This window comes from Micromonospora taraxaci (genome assembly GCF_007830095.1).
Lineage (GTDB): Bacteria > Actinomycetota > Actinomycetes > Mycobacteriales > Micromonosporaceae > Micromonospora > Micromonospora taraxaci.
Map to the genome: position 1 here is coordinate 571701 of NZ_VIWZ01000002.1, position 19427 is coordinate 591127.

Sequence of the window (19427 nt, forward strand, 5' to 3'; positions counted from 1 at the left end):
AGCGTAACCAATTGGGAGGACTGTCGCGGCCCGGAACGGGAATCCACGCTCCGGTCGGCGGGGCATGTCCACGGCCCGACCGCAACAAGAGTCCGCCGGGGTGCACAACAAGATTTGCGTGAAACTGCGCGGGAAAGCGGGTAATAGCTCGTGATGCCGCAGCGTAGCCATAGCTTGTGCAGTTCTTCACAACCAGTCCCACTGACTCGGAAGGCTGTCCGGTTTACGCTGAGGCCAATCCCAGGTTTCCACGAAGGCGACGCATCGCGCCGCTGAGTCTCGTGCATCCCATAGATCGGTCAGCGTCGACCACAAGGAGATGTGTCATGGTTGCTCCGGCTGTTGTGCGGGGTATCGATCAGGCCCCGACGTCCCACCCGAAACTGCTCGCCTGGGTCCGTGAGGTCGCGGAACTGACCACCCCCGACCGTGTCGTCTGGGTGGACGGGTCCGACGAGGAGTGGCGCCGCCTCACCGATGAGCTGGTCGAGGCCGGCACGCTGGTCCGGCTCAACCCGGAGAAGAAGCCCAACTCCTTCTACGCGCGTACCGACCCGACGGACGTCGCCCGGGTCGAGGAACGCACCTACATCTGCTCCGTCGACGAGGCGGACGCCGGCCCCACCAACAACTGGATGGCACCGGCCGAGATGAAGCGGACGATGACGGATCTGTACCGGGGCTCGATGCGCGGTCGCACCATGTACGTCATTCCGTTCGTGATGGGTCCGGTCGAGGCCGAGTCTCCGATGTTCGGTGTCGAGATCACCGACAGCCCGTACGTGGTCGCCTCGATGCGCATCATGACGCGGATGGGCGCCCGGGTCCTCGAGGCGATGGGTGACGACGCGGACTTCGTCCACGCTCTGCACTCGATCGGCGCACCACTCGCGCCCGGTCAGCAGGACGTCGCCTGGCCGTGCAACGAGACCAAGTACATCTCGCACTTCCCGGAGACCCGGGAGATCTGGTCGTACGGATCGGGGTACGGCGGCAACTCGCTGCTCGGCAAGAAGTGCTACTCCCTGCGGATCGCCAGCGTGATGGGCCGGGACGAGGGCTGGCTCGCCGAGCACATGCTGATCCTCAAGATCACCTCGCCGGAGGGTCGGGTCTACCACATCGCCGGCGCGTTCCCCTCCGCCTGCGGCAAGACCAACCTTGCCATGGTCGAGCCGACCATCCCGGGTTGGAAGGTCGAGACCATCGGTGACGACATCGCCTGGATGCGGTTCGGCCCGGATGGTCGCCTGTACGCGGTCAACCCGGAGTACGGCCTCTTCGGTGTCGCGCCCGGCACCGACTGGAAGACCAACGCCAACGCCATGCGCACCCTGGACCGGGGCAACTCGGTCTTCACCAACGTCGGCCTCACCGACGACGGCGACGTCTGGTGGGAGGGCATGGGGGAGCCGCCGGCGCACCTGATCGACTGGAAGGGCAACGACTGGACGCCGGAGAGCGACAGCCTCTCCTCCCACGCGAACAGCCGGTTCTGCACCCCGATCACCCAGTGTCCCATCCTCGCCGACGAGTACTTCGACCCGAACGGCGTGCCGATCGACGCCATCCTCTTCGGTGGCCGCCGCAAGGACACCGTCCCGCTGGTGACCGAGGCCCGCGACTGGGTGCACGGCGTCTACATGGGTGCCACGCTCTCCTCGGAGACCACCGCGGCCGCGTCCGGTGCGGTCGGCGTGGTCCGCCGCGACCCGATGGCGATGCTGCCGTTCATCGGTTACCACGCCGGGGACTACTTCCGGCACTGGATCGAAATGGGCAAGGGCGCCGACGGCGACGAGGCGAAGCTGCCGAAGATCTACTACGTCAACTGGTTCCGTAAGGACCCGGACGGCTCGTTCCTCTGGCCGGGCTTCGGGGAGAACTCCCGGGTGCTCAAGTGGATCGTCGAGCGGATCGAGGGCTCGGCCGACGCGGTCGAGACCCCGGTGGGCATGGTCCCCGCGCCGGACGCGCTGGACGTCGAGGGTCTGGACATGACCCCGGAGGACGTCCGGATCGCTCTGAAGGTCGACCCGGACGAGTGGCGCAACGAGCTGCCCATGATCACCGAGTGGTTCGAGAAGTTCGGTGACAAGCTGCCCGGCGTGCTCTGGGCCGAGCTGGACGCGCTGCGCGCGCGCCTGGACGCCGCGCAGCCGCAGCGCTAGGTGTGAAAACTGCCCCCTGCGGGCATCATCGGATCCCATGAGGACGGCCGCCGAGACCCAGGTCCGGCGGCCGTCCGCCGTCCGGGTGCTCACCATCCTGCTCGCGACGACGGCGGCGGCGACCGTCGTGGTCGAGCTGCTCAACTGGTGGTACGCCCCGGAGCAGGGCTTCGGGCTCGCCGTACGGACCGGCTGGGCGATGCTGCGCTCGTTCGGCTTCCTGCTGCTGATCGGGCACGTCCGGCGGGGCCGCACGGTGGCCCGCCCGTTCGGGCTGATCCTCGCGGTCACCACGATCTTCGCGGTCGGTCGACTCATCGTGCCCCGGCAGGGAGTGCCGCCGCTGCCCGGCCTACTCGGTTTCGCCGTGCTCACCGCGCTCTGCGCCGCTGTGGTCTGGCTGCTCTACCGCTCGTCGGCGCTGGCCGGGCACCTGGTCCGGCACAGGCCCCGGATCGTCATCGACCGGGCCGGCATCTCCTGGCGGGAGACCCCTCCGCGCCGACCGCAGGCCAACGCCTGGCTGTTGACCAGCCGGGTGGCGGCGTTCACCTACAGCCCGCTGATGCTGGTGCCAGCTCTGGTGGCCGGGGGATCCATCCTGGACGGGCGGCTGAGCGCGGTACCGGCAGTGCTGTTCTGGTTTGGGGCGGGCATCGCCGCCAGCTACGCCGTGCTGTTCTGCACCGCGTTCCTGATGCGGGGCAAGGACTGGGCGCGTGGCCTGCTGGTCGCCGTCACGGTCGCCGTACTCGCTGTGGACCTGCCGCTGTGCTGGTGGCTGCTGGGCGTGGACGGCCTGGTCCGCGACGGCGGCCCGCTGGTCGCTGCCGCGGCGCTGGCTCTCTACGGCCTGCGTCGGGCCACCCGCGCCCCCGACGCCGCCCGACCCGAACGTCAACCCTGACCACGGCGGGTCCCGCACCGACGCCGCTGGATGCCGACCCGTCAGCCGACCACGGCCCAGCCCTTGCCATTCCCCCCTTTGCTCTGCATTCCTATAGGCGCCGGTCGCGGACGGTAACCGTCGCCTCCGCGGGTGCAGAGCAAAGGGGGCGGGTGAGACCTGCCGGGCCGGTGCGGGAGCGGTCGTCAGGGGCGGACAGGGGGCAGGATGACGGATGGCGTCGGTCACAGCGGTCGGCGTCGGGGCGGCTGCGGAGATTGTCGGTCCGGCCGACCGCAAGGCCGACCGCGTCGTCGTCGTCGGCAGCGGCAGCGCCGGCTCGGACTGGAGGGAGGCGCGGTGAGCGACGAGTTCGACGTGGTGGTGGTGGGAGCCGGGCCGGCGGGGGCGGCCGCCGCGCTGACCGCTCGCCGGGCGGGCGCCAGCGTGCTGCTGCTGGACCGGGCCGACTTCCCCCGAGACAAGGCGTGTGGGGACGGGATCGCCGCGCACTCGGTGGACGTGCTCGCCGAGCTGGGGGTGACCGAGGCGGTGGCGGGCTACGCCCCGCTGCCCGCGTTACGCATGATCGCGCCGGGTGGCGGTGCCGTGGCCCGGGCGCTGCCCCGACCCGCGTACACAGTGCCGCGGGAGGTTTTCGACGCGCGTCTCGTGGCGGCTGCCGTGGCGGCCGGCGCCCAGCTGCGTCGGCATACAGTGCGCCGGGTCGAGCCGCGCGCCGACCGGGTGGTGCTCGACGGGGAGCTGTCCGGGAGGGTGGTGGTGGGCGCGGATGGCGCCGGGTCGGTGGTGCGGCGTGCCCTCGGCCACCCACAGAATCCCGACCGGCACCTCGCGCTGGCCATCCGGGGGTACGCCCCGGCTCTGCCCGGCCCGTCCGAGCAGCTCATCGTCACCTCGCAGGCACGCTGGCCGGCGTACGCCTGGTCGTTCCCCATCGGTGACGGACGGGCCAACGTCGGATACGGGGAGGTGCTGCGCGGTGAGCCGTTGAGCCGGTCCTACCTGCTGGACCGGCTGGCCGCGCTGCTGCCCGGCACCGACCTGGCGACGGTGACCGCGTTGCGTGCCCACCATCTGCCCCTGTCCACCCATCGGCCGGCTCCGGGTCGGGGTCGCACGCTGCTGGCCGGGGACGCCCTGTCGTTGATCAATCCGTTCACCGGGGAGGGCATCTTCTACGCGCTGCTCTCCGGTGCGCTTGCCGGCGCGGCGGCGGCCCGGGCACCTGAGGAGGCCGCCGCCCGCTACGCCCACGGACTGCGTCGTCGCCTCGGCACCCACCTGCGGCACAGCTCGTTCGCCGCCTGGTTGGCGCGGCGACGGCGGGTGGTGGACGGAGCGGTCCGGGCTGCCCGTCGGGACGACCGGGTGTTCTACGACGTGGTCGAGCTGGGTCTGGGTGACGGGCGTCTCAATGCGCGCACACTGGCGATGATCGGCATCGGTCTGGCCGGGCGGGGTGGGGCTCCGAGGCAGTGATCTGGACGAAGGGTCGCTACGCTGCAAGGTGATGACGCTGCGGAACCTTATCTACTCCGTGTACGAGCGCCGGCTCACGGCGAAGCTCGCCGGTAAGCCGGTGCCCCGCCACGTCGGGGTGATGTGCGACGGCAACCGCCGCTGGGCGAGGGAGATGGGCTTCGTCGACCCCAACGACGGGCACCGGGTTGGCGCGGCGAAGATCAAGCACGTTCTCGGCTGGTGCGACCAGGCCGGCGTCGGGCACGTCACCCTCTACCTGCTGGCCACCGACAACCTCCGCCGTCCGGCCAGTGAGCTGGACCCACTCCTCAAGATCATTGAGGACCTGGTGGTGGAGCTGGCGGAGGAGGGCAACCCCTGGCGGCTGCGCATCGTCGGGGCGCTCGACCTGCTGCCGGCGCAGACCGCGGCGGCGCTCAAGGGCGCCGAGGAGCGCACGCGCGAGCGCAGCGGCGGCGCGGAGGTCAACATCGCGGTGGGGTACGGCGGTCGCCGGGAGATCACCGACGCGGTCCGCTCGCTGCTGCTGGAGCATGCCGCCTCCGGCGGCACGCTCGAGGAGCTGGCCGAGGTGCTGGACGTCGAGCACATCTCGGAGCACCTCTACACCCGCGGCCAGCCCGACCCTGACCTGGTCATCCGCACCAGCGGTGAGCAGCGACTGTCCGGCTTCATGCTCTGGCAGTCCGCGCACTCGGAGTTCTACTTCTGCGAACTCAACTGGCCGGATTTCCGGCACATCGACTTCCTGCGGGCGCTGCGCTCGTACGCCACCAGGCAACGCCGCTACGGCGCCTGAGCGGGCCGAGACGCGACCGTCGCCAGCCTGGCGGGGCCACACCCGCCAGGCTGGTGGGGTCAGGGCAGGTGGGTCAGTGCCCGGGTGAGGAAGTCGCCCAGAGCCGCCGGCGACTCGATCGTCAGGTCGGCGGCGTTGGCCACCTCCTGACCGGTCTCCGGGTTGGCCACCGCCACGCAGACGCCGAGGAAGTCCGGGTCGGCGGCGGCGCGGGCGCGCAGCGCGGCGAAGGCCTTGATGTCGGAGACGTCGTCGCCGAAGTACCAGGCGCCGGTGGCGCCCTTGATCGCCTCGCCGATGACCATGCCCTTGTCCCGGTCGACAGGCGGCTTGAGCTCCAGCACCATCCGCCCTGCCTGCACCCGCAACCCCAGCCGGTCGGCCTGCGCCTCCCCCCAGTGCTGCACGGTGGAGCCGAGCTGCGGGGCGGTGCGCCAGTGCAACGCGACGGAGAGCCGCTTGTACTCGACGAGGGTGCCGGGTGGCAGCTCCGCCCGGGCCTGGTCGGCCAGCTCCGCCATGGTCGGCACCCAGGGCAGCGCTGCCGGCTCGGTGACCGTCTCCCCGCCGGAATGGCTGTGCTCCAGCCCGTAGAGGCCGTAGAGGTCCACGCCAGCGAGCCCGCCGAGCTGATCCCGGAGGAACTCGACGGGTCGGGCGGACACGATCGCGACCCGCTGCACGACCGGGGCCAACGCCTCGATCGCGGCCAGCGCCTTGGGTGCCGGGCGAACCGCTGTCGGATCGTCGTCGACGGGCGCGAGCGTCCCGTCGAAGTCGAAGAAGAGCACGGTCCCGGCGGCCCGGCCGGCGGTTGTCCGCCAGACCTGGTCGGCGTTCAACGGGGTCCTCGGCTGCTGATTGCCCAGATTCAACGGCGGCACGCGCGTCAGCGTACCCCGGCGATCGGGGCTCATTCCTGGCCGAGCGGACCCGTTCGGCGGTACGCGATCAGCGTTCGGCGGCTCCCCGTCCGCGCCGGCCGAACGGCACCACCGCCGCCTCCTGGCCGTGGCTCAACAGGTAGCCCTCCACGAACCCGGTGTTGCGATCACCGGTGTGGTTCTCGATCTCGTTGAGCCGTGCCACCAGGAACTCGGTGAGGGCGGTGATCCGATCGTTGAGGCGCTCGTGCAGCTCGGCGACGACGGCCAGGACGACCGCAGTGCCGGCGGCGATGAGCACGAAGAGATTGACGAGCAGCGGAAGTTGCCCGCCGTCGACTGCCAGAGTCACCGCGTTGCCGGTCGCCCACAGTGTCATCGACACGGTCGCGACCACGACTGCCAACCATTTCAGGGTCATGGACAGACCCCTCCTTCTGTCCCGCAGGGCTAGGTTCGGCCTTGTCCCGTCCCCCCGCCGATGACGAGCCCAAGCAGTACGAATAGGGACGCTAGCGTGCCCGTTCCTGCCCCGGAGGTAAACGAATGAACCTGACCAGGCGTTCTTTCGCTATCTGAGGAACTACCCGGCCTGATTGCCCCTTTTTCGGACATCGACCGGCAACGTTGGGCGGTATGCGAGGTATCTAATGGTTTCGCGGATGTGGAACTTCTCCGCGTCCGACACGTTCGGATCGACGAGTCGGCGCAGCAACGCCTCAACGTCGGGGTCCATCGGAGGGGCGGGCTGACCGGTGCGATGACCCGTCGCGGCGCGGTCCCAGCCGAGTGCGGCGAAGGCGGCCGCCGGGTTCAGCCCCAGGCCCTCGCAGAAGGCGACGACCCGCTCGGCCTCCGGGTCGCTGGCCCAGTCGCCCCGGACCCATCGGTTGATGGTCTGTCGGGAGACGCCGGTGCGCCGGGACACCTCGGTGCCGCTCCAGGCCCGGGTCGCCCGTGCCTCGTCCAGGGCGCGCCGCACGAAGGTGGCGAACGCGATCTTCCGCGCATTGGCCGTCTCGGTCACCCCGTGACCGTACGGCCAGCGGGAGGTGAGCGCCCATCCCGGCTCGCCACTGTCACGCGGACGTGACGGAATCTTCGGATTTCCGGTAAACGATTCGGTGTCGCTGTTGAGGGGTGTCACGCGGGCAGAATAGATGCCCGTAGTGGTCAGCGTAAGGGGACGAAAAGCTGATACTGTCACGCCCATGGGACAATCTACGGTGTGTCACGTGCATGAGACGATTGGTGCTCACATGCGTCACGCCCCCGGTGCCGAGGGGGTGTGGTGACCGAGCTCGCCACCCGCGCCCAGGCCTTCGGGCTGATCGCCGAGGGGGTGGCCGCGGGGCTGACCGCCCCCTGGCGCCTCTACCTTGCCCGAGGCTGCCGTTACCTGTCGCTGAGCGTCGGCGATCGCACCGAGTGGAACGCCTGGCGTACCCATCTCGGCTGCCCTGAGCTGAGCGTCCGGGTCTACGACGCCGGCGGTGAGATCCGCCGTTCCTCGGTGGCCGAGGTCGTGCTCGACGGCTGCCGGATCAGCGTCGAGCTGGTCGAGGAGGTCAGCACCGATGACCTGGACCGGCTGCTCGTCGCGGATCCCACCACGATCGAGCCGGAGGAGCGATGACCCGGCGTCCGAGCGGGGCCGGAGCTGCCCGATGAGCCCGTTCCTCGCGGTCTTCCTCGTCCTGGTGCTCGGTGCCACCAGCTACGCCGCCGGCCGCCTGCACGGTCAGCTCAGTTATCGCATCGGCTACCGCTTCGGCTACCGGCAGGGCTACTTCGACGGCGACCGGGGTGCCTGGAACAGACGTCGTCGCGACGCCCAGGCGGCAATCGCCTCGGCCCTGTCGGTCGCGCCGGCGAGCGTGGCCCGCTCGGCGGGCGCCGTCGCTCCCCGGCCCGGCACCACGTACACCGGCTCGTCGTTCACCGCGCCGGCCGCCCCCATCACCGGGCGGCACCCGACCGGCACGCTCGTCCGACGTACCGGTTGAGGTCGGCCGGCGGGTGCCGTTCCGCCGACCGACGCCACGAACGCGGTGCGTCGTCCGCGGCGGACACGCACCGTCGGGGGTCCCGTCAGACCGGTGACGGTGGCCCCACCGGCCGGGATGCGCGCAGGGGGCATGCATCCCGGCCGGTTCCGCCGCAGTGCCTTCCGGCTGGTAGGAGCCTTGGTGAAGGGGTGTTCACGCACCCGTCTCGGGAGATCCACGTCCGACCTCTAGCCGAGAGGGTCCGGCAGGGCTAGCGTCTAGGCATGGCACGGGGTTCTCCCGAGCCAGCCGGTCCGCCCGGATCTGCGACCTCGCACGGGGTTCCGCATCCGACCCCGTGTCTCCGGGCACCGGAGGAGGCGGAACACGGGTGGCGGGTGCCCATCCGTCGGAGCAGGCCTGTGACGACTCGCCGTACCACCGCCGGTGCCGACCAGACCCCGGCCGCGACTGCCACGACCCGCCGCGCCACCAGGAGCCGCCGTACGGCGGCCGCCGCGCTGGCCGACCCCAAGGAGCCGCGACCAGCCGGCCAGGCCTTTGTCCTGGACACGTCCGTGCTGCTCTCCGATCCGGCGGCGTTCCACCGGTTCGCGGAGCACGAGGTGGTGCTGCCACTGGTGGTCATCACCGAGCTGGAGGGCAAGCGGCACCATCCCGAGCTGGGCTGGTTCGCCCGGCAGTCGTTGCGAATGCTCGACGACCTGCGCATCCGGCACGGCCGGCTGGACACGCCGGTGCCCGCCAACGACGTGGGCGGCACTCTGCGGGTGGAGCTGAACCACACCGACGACGGGGTGCTGCCGCCCGGCTTCCGTACCGAGAGCAACGACGCACGGATCCTCTCCGTCGCGCTCAACCTCGCCGCCGAGGGGCGGGAGGTCACCCTGGTCAGCAAGGACATGCCGCTGCGGGTCAAGGCGGCCTCGGTGGGTTTGCGCGCCGACGAGTACCGCCACGGCCAGGCCAGTGACCCCACCTGGACCGGCATGTCCGAGATGGAGTTGAGCGACGAGCAGATCGGCCAGTTGTACGGCGGCGAGACGCTCGACCTCGACGAGGCGGCCGGGTTGCCCTGTCACACCGGTCTGGTGCTGCACTCGGGGCGTGGTTCGGCGCTCGGCCGGGTGCTACCGGACAAGTCGGTGCGTCTGGTCCGGGGCGACCGGGAGGCGTTCGGTCTGCACGGCCGTTCCGCCGAACAGCGGATCGCGCTCGACCTGCTGCTCGACGAGTCGATCGGGATCGTCTCGCTGGGCGGCCGGGCCGGCACCGGCAAGTCGGCGCTGGCGCTCTGCGCCGGGCTGGAGGCGGTGATGGAGCGTCGCCGGCACAAGAAGGTGATCGTGTTCCGCCCGCTGTACGCCGTCGGCGGTCAGGAGTTGGGCTACCTGCCGGGTTCGGAGTCGGAGAAGATGTCGCCCTGGGCGCAGGCGGTCTTCGACACGCTCGGCGCTGTGGTGCACGAGAACGTGCTGGAGGAGGTCACCTCGCGGGGCATCCTCGAGGTGCTGCCGCTGACCCACATCCGGGGGCGCAGCCTGCACGACGCGTACGTGATCGTGGACGAGGCCCAGTCGCTGGAGCGTGGGGTCCTGTTGACGGTGCTGTCCCGGATCGGGCAGGGCTCCCGGGTGGTGCTCACCCATGACGTGGCCCAGCGGGACAACCTGCGGGTCGGCCGGCACGACGGGGTCACCGCCGTCATCGAGGCGCTCAAGGGCCACCCACTCTTCGCGCACGTCACGCTCAGCCGCTCGGAGCGGTCGCCGATCGCGGCGATGGTGACCGATCTACTGGAGGACATCCCGATCTGATGACTTTTTGGGGCTCTTTGTCTATATTTTAGACGTGGCGCAGATCACAAAGAGGTCGGTTGGTTTCCCAACGGCCTCACTGTGCGCAATCGTGTCCCACGAGCGTCCACGCACCATGAGCATCGTTGGTGATCGTTCGTCCCGAACGGAACGACATCGGCGGCGGTCGGTGCGTCGGCGCGACCGGCAATCGGTCGGGGCGCTCGTGGCACGGTTGACGGCCCACCTGCGGTCGGCACCGGGCCGCGTCCTTGCCCCCGACGAAGGGACCACTTCGTGAGTCGGCTGTGGAGCCGGTTGGGTGCCCGTACGGCCGCCGTGGCGCTGCTCTCCGTGGGCGTAGCCGGTGGCTTCTACCTGGGCGAAAACCGGGAAACCCAGCAACAGGGCCTGGCCGAGCAGGTCAGCCACGAGGTTGACCGGGCCGATCTCGCGTACCAGCGCGAGCGGCAGGCCACGAACCAGGTCAAGTTCGCCCAGCAGCGGGCCGCCGAATACCAGGCCAAGCTGCGCGCGGCACAGGCCGCCAAGGAGGCCGCCGAGCGGGCCCGCCGGGCCGAGGCAGCCGCGGCGTCCCGCAAGCGCGAGCGCGACGCGGCCAACGCTCCCGCGAAGCCGTACGACGGGCCCATCCCCGCGTCCTGCGAGGAATACAGCGGCAACCGGAAGATCGGCTGCGCGCTGATGATCGACGGCGGCTTCGGCATCGCCGAGTTCCCCTGCCTGGAGAAGCTCTGGAACAAGGAGAGCGGCTGGAACCACAAGGCCCGCAACTCCTCCTCCGGCGCGTACGGCATCCCGCAGGCGTACCCGGGCAACAAGATGAGCGCCTTCGGCGCCGACTGGCAGACCAGCCCGGCCACCCAGATCAAGTGGGGGCTGAGCTACATCAAGGGCAGGTACAAGACGCCCTGTGGCGCCTGGACGTACTTCCAGAACAACGGCAGCTACTGACGGTTCGACGGCGGGGCGGGTGGCAAGCCACCGCCCCGCCGTCGCGCGTACACCGGTCTGCTCGAACGGGACGCGAGTGGCGGTCGCCCGCTTTTGCTGATAGCAGTTGTAGCGTGACCCTGCACCCGTCAAGTGGCGACCCCTACCGGTTCGGCACCGAGGCGTTCTACGCCGCGCTCGGCCGGGCCTTCGTCGCCATGTGCGCGGTGGTCCCGTTCCTCTTCCTCATCGAGGCCGCGGACCAGGGCCTCGCGTTCGGCCTGGACGCCACGGCCGGCATCATCCCGCAACGCATCGACGGGCTGGACGGTGTCTTCTTCTCACCGTTCCTGCACCACGGCTTCGACCACCTCTACAGCAACAGCATCCCGCTGATCCTGCTGGGCACGTTCGTCCTGGCCGCCGGAGCCCGCCGGTTCCTCTGGTCGACGCTCGTCATCATCCTGGTCAGCGGTCTCGGCGTCTGGTTCACCGGCTCGCCCAACTCGGTGGTGGTCGGCGCGAGCGGCGTCATCTTCGGCTACCTCGGCATCCTGCTCACCCGGGGCATCGTCGAGCGGAGCTGGTGGAACTTCGCCGTCGTCCTCCTGGTCGGCCTGCTCTACGGCTGGCAACTGGTCGGCATCCTCCCCACCGACGAGCGGATCTCCTGGCAGGGCCACCTGTTCGGGCTGCTCGGCGGGGTCGTCGCGGCGATCCTGTTCCGGCGACGGCGGCCGACGGTGGAGGGTCCGGACTACTCGGGCTCCACGCTCAGCCTGCCCTGACCGATTCTCCGGCGCGCCCCTGGGACGTGCTTGCCCGACCGCCGCCGCCCGCCTACGGTCGAGATCAGCAAGCGTTGATCCGTAAGCGGAAAGCGACGGTACGCCATGCGTGAGGTCGATGTCGCCGTGATCGGGGCCGGTCCGGCCGGTCTCTTCGCCGCGTACTACGCCGGGTTCCGGGGTCTCTCGGTGGCGGTGATCGACGCGCTGCCGGAGCCAGGCGGTCAGGTCACCGCCATGTACCCGGAGAAGCTGATCCTCGACGTGGCCGGTTTCCCCGCCGTCAAGGGCCGCGACCTGGTGGCCAACCTGGTCGCCCAGGCAGCTCCGTTCAGTCCGCAGTACCTGCTCGGCACCCGAGCCGAGAAACTCGCGTACTCCGATGGTCGTCCGGTGCTCGGTCTGGCCGGCGGCGAGCAGCTTCAGTGCGGAGCTGTCGTGATCACCGGTGGGCTCGGCAGCTTCAGCCCTCGGCCGCTGCCGTGCGCCGACGGCGCTCCCGGCACGGGCATCGTCTACTTCGTCACCGATCCCGCCGAGCTGGCCGACCGGGACGTGCTGATCGTCGGTGGCGGCGACTCCGCCTTCGACTGGGCGCTGGCGCTGCAACCGCTGGCCCGTTCGGTGACCCTGGTGCACCGGCGGGAGAAGTTCCGGGCACACGCCTCGACGGTGGCCCGTGTGCTGTCGCTGCCGGTGCGAGTGGTGGTCAACGCCGAGGTCAGCCGGCTGCTCGGGGATGGCACGGTGACCGGCGCAGAGGTGACAGTGCGCGGCGGCGCGGCCGAGACCCTGCCGGTGGACGTCGTGGTCGCGGCCCTCGGCTTCACCGCCGACCTGGGCCCTCTCGCCGAGTGGGGGCTCCACCTGGACCGCCGGCACATTCTGGTGGACAGCGCGATGGCGACGAACCTGCCGAGGGTCTTCGCGGCGGGTGACATCACCGAATACCCGGGCAAGGTCCGGCTGATCGCGACCGGCTTCGGCGAGGCCGCGACAGCCGTCAACAACGCGGCCGTGGCGATCGACCCGAGCGCACACCTCTTCCCGGGGCACTCCTCCGACGCAGGTTGACCGTCGGTACCGGAAGCAAACCAGTCCGTAGCCGGACCGAGACGCGCTCACCGGACCCTGAGGGGATGACCGGTCTCGAGGCACGGCACGACGGCGCATCGACGACACTGTCCTGGCTCTGCCACCCCACCACGCTGCTCGCCCTGGTCCTGCTGGTCGTCAACGACCACGTGTTGAAGCCCGCCTTTCCCGGGCTGCTGACCGGCAAGCTGAGCGACGTCGCCGGGCTGGTGCTCGCTCCGCCGCTGGTCGCGGTGCTGCTGACCCTCCTGGTGCCGCGGCTGCCGGCCCGGATCGCCGCGGTGGCCGGCCTGGTCGCGGTGGGCGCCGGGTTCGCGGTCGTCAAATCCAGCGGGTACGCGGCCGAGCTCGCCTCCTCTGCCTGGACCGTGCTGGCCGGACCGTCGCTGGTCCGGGCCGACTGGACCGACCTGCTCACAGTGCCGGCCCTCGGCCTGGCCTGGTGGAGTTGGACGCGGGCCCGGGAGCGGCCGGTGCGGCAACGGGCCGCGCGGTTGGCCCGAATGCTCGTCGTGCTGCCGCCGGCGGTGCTGGCCGTGGCCGCCACCAGCGCCGTCTACTACCCGTACGCCGTAGGCGCCACGACGCTCGACGGGAAGCCCGCGATCTCGGTCGGCAGCGGCTACAGCATGTCGGACTGGCCGACCAGTCCACTGGACGGAGAGTGGGCGGTCAGCGACAGCGGCGCGGCCACCTGGCGGGCAGCCACGGAGGACGAGAAGCAGCGGCTGAACAACCAGGACTCGCCGCGCAAGCAGGCCTGTGCACCCGATGATTCCCGCCGCTGCTACCGGGTGGTCACCGGGCACCTGCGGGTGGAGCAGAGCGACGACGCCGGTGTCACCTGGCGGGTGGCCTGGGAGGTGCCGGACGGGCAGCGCGAGGCACTGGCTCGCCGCTCACCGAACCCGGGCGACATCGGCCGGCACTTCGCCTCCCGGGAACTGGTCGTCTATCCCCTCGCCAGTGGTGGCCACGAGGTGCTGGTCGCCAACGGCCGGGACGGCTTCCTCCGCCGCCCGCCGGACGGCGGGTGGCAGCGCGACGGCTTCCTCTTCGAGGAGGGCCGCACCGCCATCCACTGGGAGGATCCGCCCAGCCTGGACGGCAGTAGCCCCGGCAACCGGCAGATGGATCTGCTGCTCGCCGTCCTGCTCGCGTTGACTCTCGGAGCGACGGTCACTCTGGTCGCCAGCGCTCTGGCCATCCGCCGTGCGGTCGGCGAAAACTCGTGGGGGATCGTCGGCAGCCTGCCGATGTTGCTCGCGGGTCTCGTGCTGACGGCTCTCTGGCAGCGATCCGACGACTTCCTCGCGGGGCCGTTCGTGTTGTTCGCCATCCTGCCGCTGGGCATCCTGCCGGCCATCGTCCTGTCCGTCCGCGCCTGGTACGCGGGCGCGACGGCACGCTGGTTCGGCTGGATGCTGGGTGGCCTCGCGCTCACCGTCCTCCTCACCGGAGTGCCGCTGATCGGCTGGTTGTACGGCAACCCGCCGCAGACCCGGTGGGCGGTGTCGTTGGCCCTCCTGGCCACCGTGCCGGGCCTGCTGTTGGCCGTCCGGATCTCCGGGCTGGTCGACCGGACCCTGCCGCGCGGTCGACGGAACAGGCCCTACTACCTGCCCACTCCGCCCTACCCGCCGTACCCGGTTCAATCGCACCAGCAGGTGCCGCCGCACTGACCCCCGACCCCGACGGTTGGTGGTCAGCGGCGGGCGGGTGGGGCCAATGCGGCGACCAACACGGCCACCATTGTCAGAGCCGCCCCGAGCAGGGTGTTCGGGCCGGGGTGCGAGGCCGCTGTGGGTAGCAGCACGTCCAGCAGGACCGCGCCCACGATCTGCCCGGCGATGGTGGCCAGACCGAGCAGCAGCACCCCGGTGAACCGCACGATCGCGGCGGCGATGGCGATGAACACGATGCCGATCGGACCACCCAGGTAGAGCCACGGCTCGGTGGGCAGGTGCCCGGTGGGCCAACCGCGTACCGCGATGTCGATCGCGAACGCCACGAGCAGGGTGACAGTGCCGACGGCGAAGTTGACCAGGGTGGCGGTCAACGCGCTGTCGGCCGCCGCCCGCACCTGTCCGTTGACCGCCTGCTGCCAGGCGATGGCCACCCCGGCGAGCAGGGGCAGCAGGGCCAACGCCAGCATGCCCGGGTCCTCGAGGCGGTCACCGACCGCCAGGACGACCGCCAGCACGGTGAGCCCTGCCCCGGCCAGCCGCTGTCGGGTGACCGGCTGCCGGCCCGTCGGCCCGATCCCCGCGCGGTCCACGGCGAGGCTGCTGCCGGTCTGACCGGCCACCACCGCCACCGTGAAGACGGCCACGCCCAGCGAACCGATGGTGAGACCCTGGGTGGCCACCAGGAACGCCCCGCACATCCCGCCGAGGCACTGCCAGGGCCGCAACGCACCGCCCGCGAGCGCGCGCCGCAACGCGGCCAGGCCACGCCGCCCGCCGGGAGTGGCGGGCACCAGCACCAGGAGCACCACCAGGCCCAGGCCGAAGGACACCACAGCGGCGGCGAAACCGTCGGCGAGGCGTACCCCGAGCTCGCCGTTGATGCGCGACTGCACCGCCACCGCGACCCCGGAGACCGATGCCAGCGCGACACCGGTGATCCGGCGGGTGGCCGACAGGACCTGCGGGGCCGCCGTGTCGGTGTTCGTCACTCCTGCTCGGCCAGCGGACGACCGTCGAAGTCGACAGCGGAGTAGAGCGCCAACTTCTCCAGCCGGTGGTACGAGTCGATCACCCGGATGGTGCCGCTCTTGGAGCGCATCACGATCGACTGGGTGTACGCGCCACCCGCCCGGTAGCGGACCCCGCGCAGCAGATCCCCGGAGGTGACACCGGTCGCCACGAAGAAGCAGTTGTCACCGGTGACCAGGTCGTCGGTGCCCAGCACCCGGTCCAGGTCGTGCCCGGCGGCGATCGCCTTCTCCCGCTCCTGCTCGTCGCGCGGCCACAGCTTGGCCTGCATCGCGCCACCCATGCACTTCAGCGCGCACGCGGAGATGATGCCCTCCGGGGTGCCGCCGATGCCCATCAGGACGTCGACGTCCGACTCGCCCCGGGCGGCGGCGATGGAGCCGGCGATGTCACCGTCGGAGATGAACCGGATGCCCGCCCCGGTCCGCCGGATCTGCGCGACCAGGTCGTCATGCCGGCTGCGGTCCAGTACGCAGACCGTGACCTCGGAGACGTCGGTGCCCTTGACCTTGGCGATCCGGCGCACGTTCTCGGCCACGCCGGCGTTGATGTCGATCACGTCGGCGTACGCCGGGCCGACGGCGAGCTTCTCCATGTAGAACACGGCGCTGGGGTCGAACATCGCGCCCCGCTCGGAGACGGCGAGCACCGCCACCGCGTTCGGCATGCCCTTGCTCATCAGGGTGGTGCCGTCGACCGGGTCGACCGCGACGTCCACCTCCGGGCCGGTGCCGTCGCCGACGTGTTCGCCGTTGAAGAGCATCGGGGCGTTGTCCTTCTCGCCCTCGCCGATCACCACCACGCCGCGCATCTGGATCGAGTTGATCAGCTTGCGCATCGCGTCGACGGCGGCTCCGTCGCCGCCCTCCTTGTCGCCCCGACCCACCCACCGGCCGGCGGCCATCGCCGCGGCCTCGGTGACCCGTACCAGGTCGAGGGCGAGGTTTCGGTCGAGATCCTGTGGGATCCGCGTCCTGGTGTTCGTCATGACGGTTGCTCCTCCTCGCGACGGTGCGGGGACGACCGGTAGCGGGGCGGTCCCCGCTGCCGGCTTTGTCGCTGATCCTCACACGATGGCCGACCCGGCGTCGGCGCGGGGCGGTGATGGCCCGGATACCGCCGGTCGGGCTGCTGCGAAGATGGAGGGGTGGAACCCGCACAGCCAGCCGACCGCGCCCCCGCCGACAGCACGCCGCCCGACGGTCAGCCGCCGGTCGACGCCCCCACCGGCCCCGGTGGTGAGCCTGCCGCGACCGATCCGACGCCGCCGCCGCGAATGACGTCCGGCAAGTCCGAGCGCTCGCCGAAGGACATGGCGATCTCGCTGCTGGTGCTGCTCGTCCCGATCGCGCTGCTGCTGGCGTTCTACCGGGGCTTCCTCGGTGGTGACCAGCCGACCACTGTCGATCCGGCCCCGGCCATCGAGCAGGCCCGGTCGGCGAACGTGTTTCCGGTGAGCCAGCCGGAAGGGCTCGGCTCCGACTGGTCGACGGTCAGCGCCCGCTACCAGACCGTCGAGGGCGGCGCGAACCTGCGGCTCGGCTATCTCACCCCGGAGGGACGGGGTGTCCAGCTCCTGCAGAGCAACGTGCCGGCGGAGCGACTGCTGCCCGCCGAGTTGACCGGCCAGGCCCAGCCGCAGGGGCCCACCGAGCTGGGCGGGCGCAACTGGCAGCGCTACACGGCCCGGGACAACCAGCAGGCGCTGGTCCTGCTGGAGCCGAACCGTACGGTGATCGTCGTCGGCGACGCCCGGGACAACGAACTGCGCGAGTTGGCGGGCTCGCTGCGCTGACGGGGGATCCACCGATCGGCGGACGTGAGCGAGGATCAAGATCCGTTAGGCTGCCCCGGCTCAGGTCCGGCAGGTGTCGCCGCCGGACGTACCCCCCTGCTTCGAAGTGAGATCTTCGTGAACATTCGACGGTGGAGCTTCGGCTTCCTCGCCGCCGCCCTGCTCGTCCCCGGCCTGGCCGCGTGCAAGTCCGACGCCGCCGAGCCGACCGCCGGCGCGAGCCCCTCCGCGCCAGCGGTCCCGGCCGACCCGAAGGAGGCTCTGCTCGCCTCGACCAAGGAACTGGCCAAGGGTGACTTCACCTTCACCGTTGCGGGTGCCGAGATGACCGGTGGCGGTCTGGTGCACAAGCCCAGCAACAGTGCGCAGTTCCGGATGAAGTTCGGTGACGCGTCACAGGACGTGTCGATCGACATGGACCTGGTCTACATCGACTCCGAGAGCTGGGTGAAGATGGACCTCGGCGGTGCCCTGGCGGGCGCCGTCCCTGGTGTGGCGAAGAACAAGGGCAAGTACCAGCACCTCGACAAGACCAAGGTCGAGGGCATCAAGGATCTGCAGTTGGACCCGGAGTCACTCGACCCGATCTCCAGCGACGCGCTGCTCAAGGGCGTGACCGATGTGCAGAAGACCGGCGAGGGCGTCTACGCCGGCAAGATCGACATCTCGGCTGCCGTCGATTCGGTCGCCCTTGACGAGGAGGTCGTCAAGGCCCTGGGCGCACAGGCGAAGGCGCTGCCGTTCACCGCCAAGCTGGACCCGCAGGGCCGGCTCACCGAACTGGCCATCTCCGTGCCGGCGGCCGGCGAGGCCGCCGCGCACGAGGTGAAGATCGGCTACTCGGGCTACGGGACCGGCGCCGGCGCGCAGAAGCCGCCGGCTGACAAGGTCGTCGAGGCGTCCGCCGAGACGTACGAGATGTTCAAGTAGTCGGTACGGGGGTCGGGGGGCCAGCGGCCTCCCCGACCCCGCCTCTCGGACGCACTCGGCGCCGGTTGCTTAGCAACAACCGGACAGAAGGGTGATTGTCCGACGCGTCAACAGGGAACAGAGAGGGAGTGATCCGGGCGCGCTGCTCGGCCCGGATCGCGCGACGCAGCCGACGGTGCTGCTGCGTCGCCCGGTTTCCGGCGCCGCCCAGGTCGTCGGGTGACCCTCTTGGGAGACACGTATGACTGTCCGACGACTCGGCGCCGGCCTGGTGGCCGCCGCTCTGATCACGCCCGCCCTGGCCGCCTGCGCCAGCGGTGGCACCGGCACCGCCGGCTCGACCGCGACCCCGACGGTGACCGCGTCCGGCACGGCGAGCCCGTCCGGTGCCCCGGCGGCGGGTGACGCCAAGCAGGCGCTGCTCAACTCCACCAAGGAGATCAGCAACGGCAACTTCCGGTTCGCCCTCGCCGGTGCGGGGTCGACGGTGGAGGGGCAGGTGCACCAGCCGAGCCAGAGTGCCGCGATGAAGATCGCCATCGGCGGCCCCTCATCCGACCTGGCGATGAAGCTCGACGTGATCCACTTCAAGCCGGACAGCTGGGTCAAGCTGGAGCTGAGCGGCCCCACCGCCAACAGCCTGCCCGCCATCAAGCAGCTCAACCTCGGCAAGTACCAGCACCTGGACCAGGCCCGGATCAAGGGCAACCGCAATCTCGGCTTCGACTTCGACAAGGTCGACCCGGCGGGCAGCGCGGTGCTGACCCAGGGCATCACCGAGGTACGCAGCACCGGCACCGGCGCGTACGCCGGCACCATCGACGTCACCAAGGCCGCCGAGGCCGGCTCCCTGAACGCCGCGACGATCGCCGCGCTGGGTACCCAGGCGAAGACGGTGCCGTTCACCGCGAAGGTGGACCCGCAGGGTCGGCTCAGCGAGCTCGTGTTGCAGTTGCCGGCCGCCGGGCAGACCGCCGCCCAGGAAATCAAGATGACGTACTCCGACTACGGCGCCGCCACCGCCGCGCAGAAGCCGCCGGCGGACCAGGTCGTCGAGGCCCCGGCCGAGCTGTACAACCTGTTCAACTGACGTACGC

At 70.7% G+C, this 19427-nt stretch carries 20 protein-coding genes and 1 pseudogene; 15 read left to right on the top strand and 6 right to left on the bottom strand.

Annotated features, from left to right (window positions below):
* Window positions 1–100: 100 nt before the first annotated feature.
* A pseudogene (locus FHU34_RS34330) lies at window positions 101–190 on the bottom strand (GtrA family protein); the annotation flags it as partial.
* A gap of 136 nt (window positions 191–326) precedes the next feature.
* Between FHU34_RS34330 and FHU34_RS31830 the strand changes: the two are divergent.
* From FHU34_RS31830 to FHU34_RS31845, 5 genes are all read left to right on the top strand, one after another.
* Window positions 327–2171, top strand: coding sequence for a phosphoenolpyruvate carboxykinase (GTP) (locus FHU34_RS31830; protein ID WP_145786306.1), 1845 nt, complete (start codon window positions 327–329; stop codon window positions 2169–2171).
* Between the two features lie 37 nt (window positions 2172–2208).
* Window positions 2209–3078, top strand: coding sequence for a hypothetical protein (locus tag FHU34_RS31835; RefSeq protein WP_145786307.1), 870 nt, complete (start codon window positions 2209–2211; stop codon window positions 3076–3078).
* A gap of 214 nt (window positions 3079–3292) precedes the next feature.
* Window positions 3293–3421: a hypothetical protein gene (locus FHU34_RS34115; RefSeq protein WP_280116521.1), complete on the top strand. Its 129-nt coding sequence runs from the start codon at window positions 3293–3295 to the stop codon at window positions 3419–3421.
* The gene (locus tag FHU34_RS31840; RefSeq protein WP_145786308.1) at window positions 3418–4560 is read left to right on the top strand and encodes a geranylgeranyl reductase family protein; all 1143 of its coding nucleotides are present in this window, start codon (window positions 3418–3420) and stop codon (window positions 4558–4560) included. Before FHU34_RS34115 ends, FHU34_RS31840 begins: the two co-directional genes overlap by 4 nt.
* Before the next feature lie 31 nt (window positions 4561–4591).
* The gene (locus tag FHU34_RS31845) at window positions 4592–5362 is read left to right on the top strand and encodes an isoprenyl transferase (protein WP_088986344.1); all 771 of its coding nucleotides are present in this window, start codon (window positions 4592–4594) and stop codon (window positions 5360–5362) included.
* A gap of 59 nt (window positions 5363–5421) precedes the next feature.
* On the opposite strand, the gene otsB is transcribed toward FHU34_RS31845, so the two are convergent.
* From otsB to FHU34_RS31860, 3 genes are all read right to left on the bottom strand, one after another.
* A complete protein-coding gene (gene otsB / locus FHU34_RS31850) occupies window positions 5422–6246 on the bottom strand; it encodes a trehalose-phosphatase (RefSeq protein WP_145786309.1) in 825 nt (274 codons plus the stop codon).
* Window positions 6247–6313: 67 nt separating this feature from the next.
* On the bottom strand, window positions 6314–6667 hold the full coding sequence (locus FHU34_RS31855) for a hypothetical protein (protein ID WP_088986342.1): 354 nt from the start codon (window positions 6665–6667) through the stop codon (window positions 6314–6316).
* A 162-nt stretch (window positions 6668–6829) separates the two neighbouring features.
* Entirely contained in the window at window positions 6830–7273 is a 444-nt protein-coding gene (locus FHU34_RS31860) for an XRE family transcriptional regulator (protein WP_145786310.1), read from the bottom strand.
* A 264-nt stretch (window positions 7274–7537) separates the two neighbouring features.
* Between FHU34_RS31860 and FHU34_RS31865 the strand changes: the two genes are divergently transcribed.
* The 7 genes from FHU34_RS31865 to FHU34_RS31895 all read left to right on the top strand — a co-directional run bounded on the left by FHU34_RS31865 (window position 7538) and on the right by FHU34_RS31895 (window position 14570).
* Window positions 7538–7882, top strand: coding sequence for a hypothetical protein (locus FHU34_RS31865; protein WP_145786311.1), 345 nt, complete (start codon window positions 7538–7540; stop codon window positions 7880–7882).
* Between the two features lie 31 nt (window positions 7883–7913).
* Entirely contained in the window at window positions 7914–8252 is a 339-nt protein-coding gene (locus FHU34_RS31870) for a hypothetical protein (protein WP_145786312.1), read from the top strand.
* A gap of 404 nt (window positions 8253–8656) precedes the next feature.
* Window positions 8657–10072, top strand: coding sequence for an RNA 5'-3' helicase PhoH2 (gene phoH2, locus FHU34_RS31875; RefSeq protein WP_145786313.1), 1416 nt, complete (start codon window positions 8657–8659; stop codon window positions 10070–10072).
* 276 nt (window positions 10073–10348) lie between these two features.
* Window positions 10349–11026, top strand: coding sequence for an aggregation-promoting factor C-terminal-like domain-containing protein (locus FHU34_RS31880; RefSeq protein ID WP_145786314.1), 678 nt, complete (start codon window positions 10349–10351; stop codon window positions 11024–11026).
* A gap of 113 nt (window positions 11027–11139) precedes the next feature.
* Window positions 11140–11793, top strand: coding sequence for a rhomboid family intramembrane serine protease (locus tag FHU34_RS31885; RefSeq protein WP_145786315.1), 654 nt, complete (start codon window positions 11140–11142; stop codon window positions 11791–11793).
* A 105-nt stretch (window positions 11794–11898) separates the two neighbouring features.
* Complete coding sequence (locus FHU34_RS31890) at window positions 11899–12867, top strand: NAD(P)/FAD-dependent oxidoreductase (protein WP_145786316.1); 969 nt, start codon at window positions 11899–11901, stop codon at window positions 12865–12867.
* A 65-nt stretch (window positions 12868–12932) separates the two neighbouring features.
* Entirely contained in the window at window positions 12933–14570 is a 1638-nt protein-coding gene (locus tag FHU34_RS31895; protein ID WP_145786317.1) for a hypothetical protein, read from the top strand.
* Window positions 14571–14593: 23 nt separating this feature from the next.
* Here FHU34_RS31895 and FHU34_RS31900 read toward each other — a convergent pair whose 3' ends face one another.
* Window positions 14594–15565, bottom strand: coding sequence for a DMT family transporter (locus FHU34_RS31900; RefSeq protein WP_145786318.1), 972 nt, complete (start codon window positions 15563–15565; stop codon window positions 14594–14596).
* Window positions 15562–16593 (bottom strand): class II fructose-bisphosphatase, encoded by a 1032-nt coding sequence (gene glpX, locus FHU34_RS31905; protein WP_145786319.1) that lies wholly within the window; start codon window positions 16591–16593, stop codon window positions 15562–15564. Before glpX ends, FHU34_RS31900 begins: the two co-directional genes overlap by 4 nt.
* A 159-nt stretch (window positions 16594–16752) precedes the next feature.
* Here glpX and FHU34_RS31910 point away from each other — a divergent pair, with 159 nt between their 5' ends.
* The 3 genes from FHU34_RS31910 (at window position 16753) to FHU34_RS31920 (ending at window position 19420) form a co-directional block, all read left to right on the top strand.
* Window positions 16753–17400, top strand: a complete 648-nt coding sequence (locus FHU34_RS31910; protein WP_145786320.1) for a DUF4245 domain-containing protein — start codon at window positions 16753–16755, stop codon at window positions 17398–17400.
* 117 nt (window positions 17401–17517) lie between these two features.
* Window positions 17518–18330 (top strand): hypothetical protein, encoded by an 813-nt coding sequence (locus FHU34_RS31915; RefSeq protein WP_244312068.1) that lies wholly within the window; start codon window positions 17518–17520, stop codon window positions 18328–18330.
* A gap of 241 nt (window positions 18331–18571) precedes the next feature.
* Complete coding sequence (locus tag FHU34_RS31920) at window positions 18572–19420, top strand: hypothetical protein (RefSeq protein WP_145786321.1); 849 nt, start codon at window positions 18572–18574, stop codon at window positions 19418–19420.
* The last annotated feature ends 7 nt before the right edge of the window (window positions 19421–19427 follow it).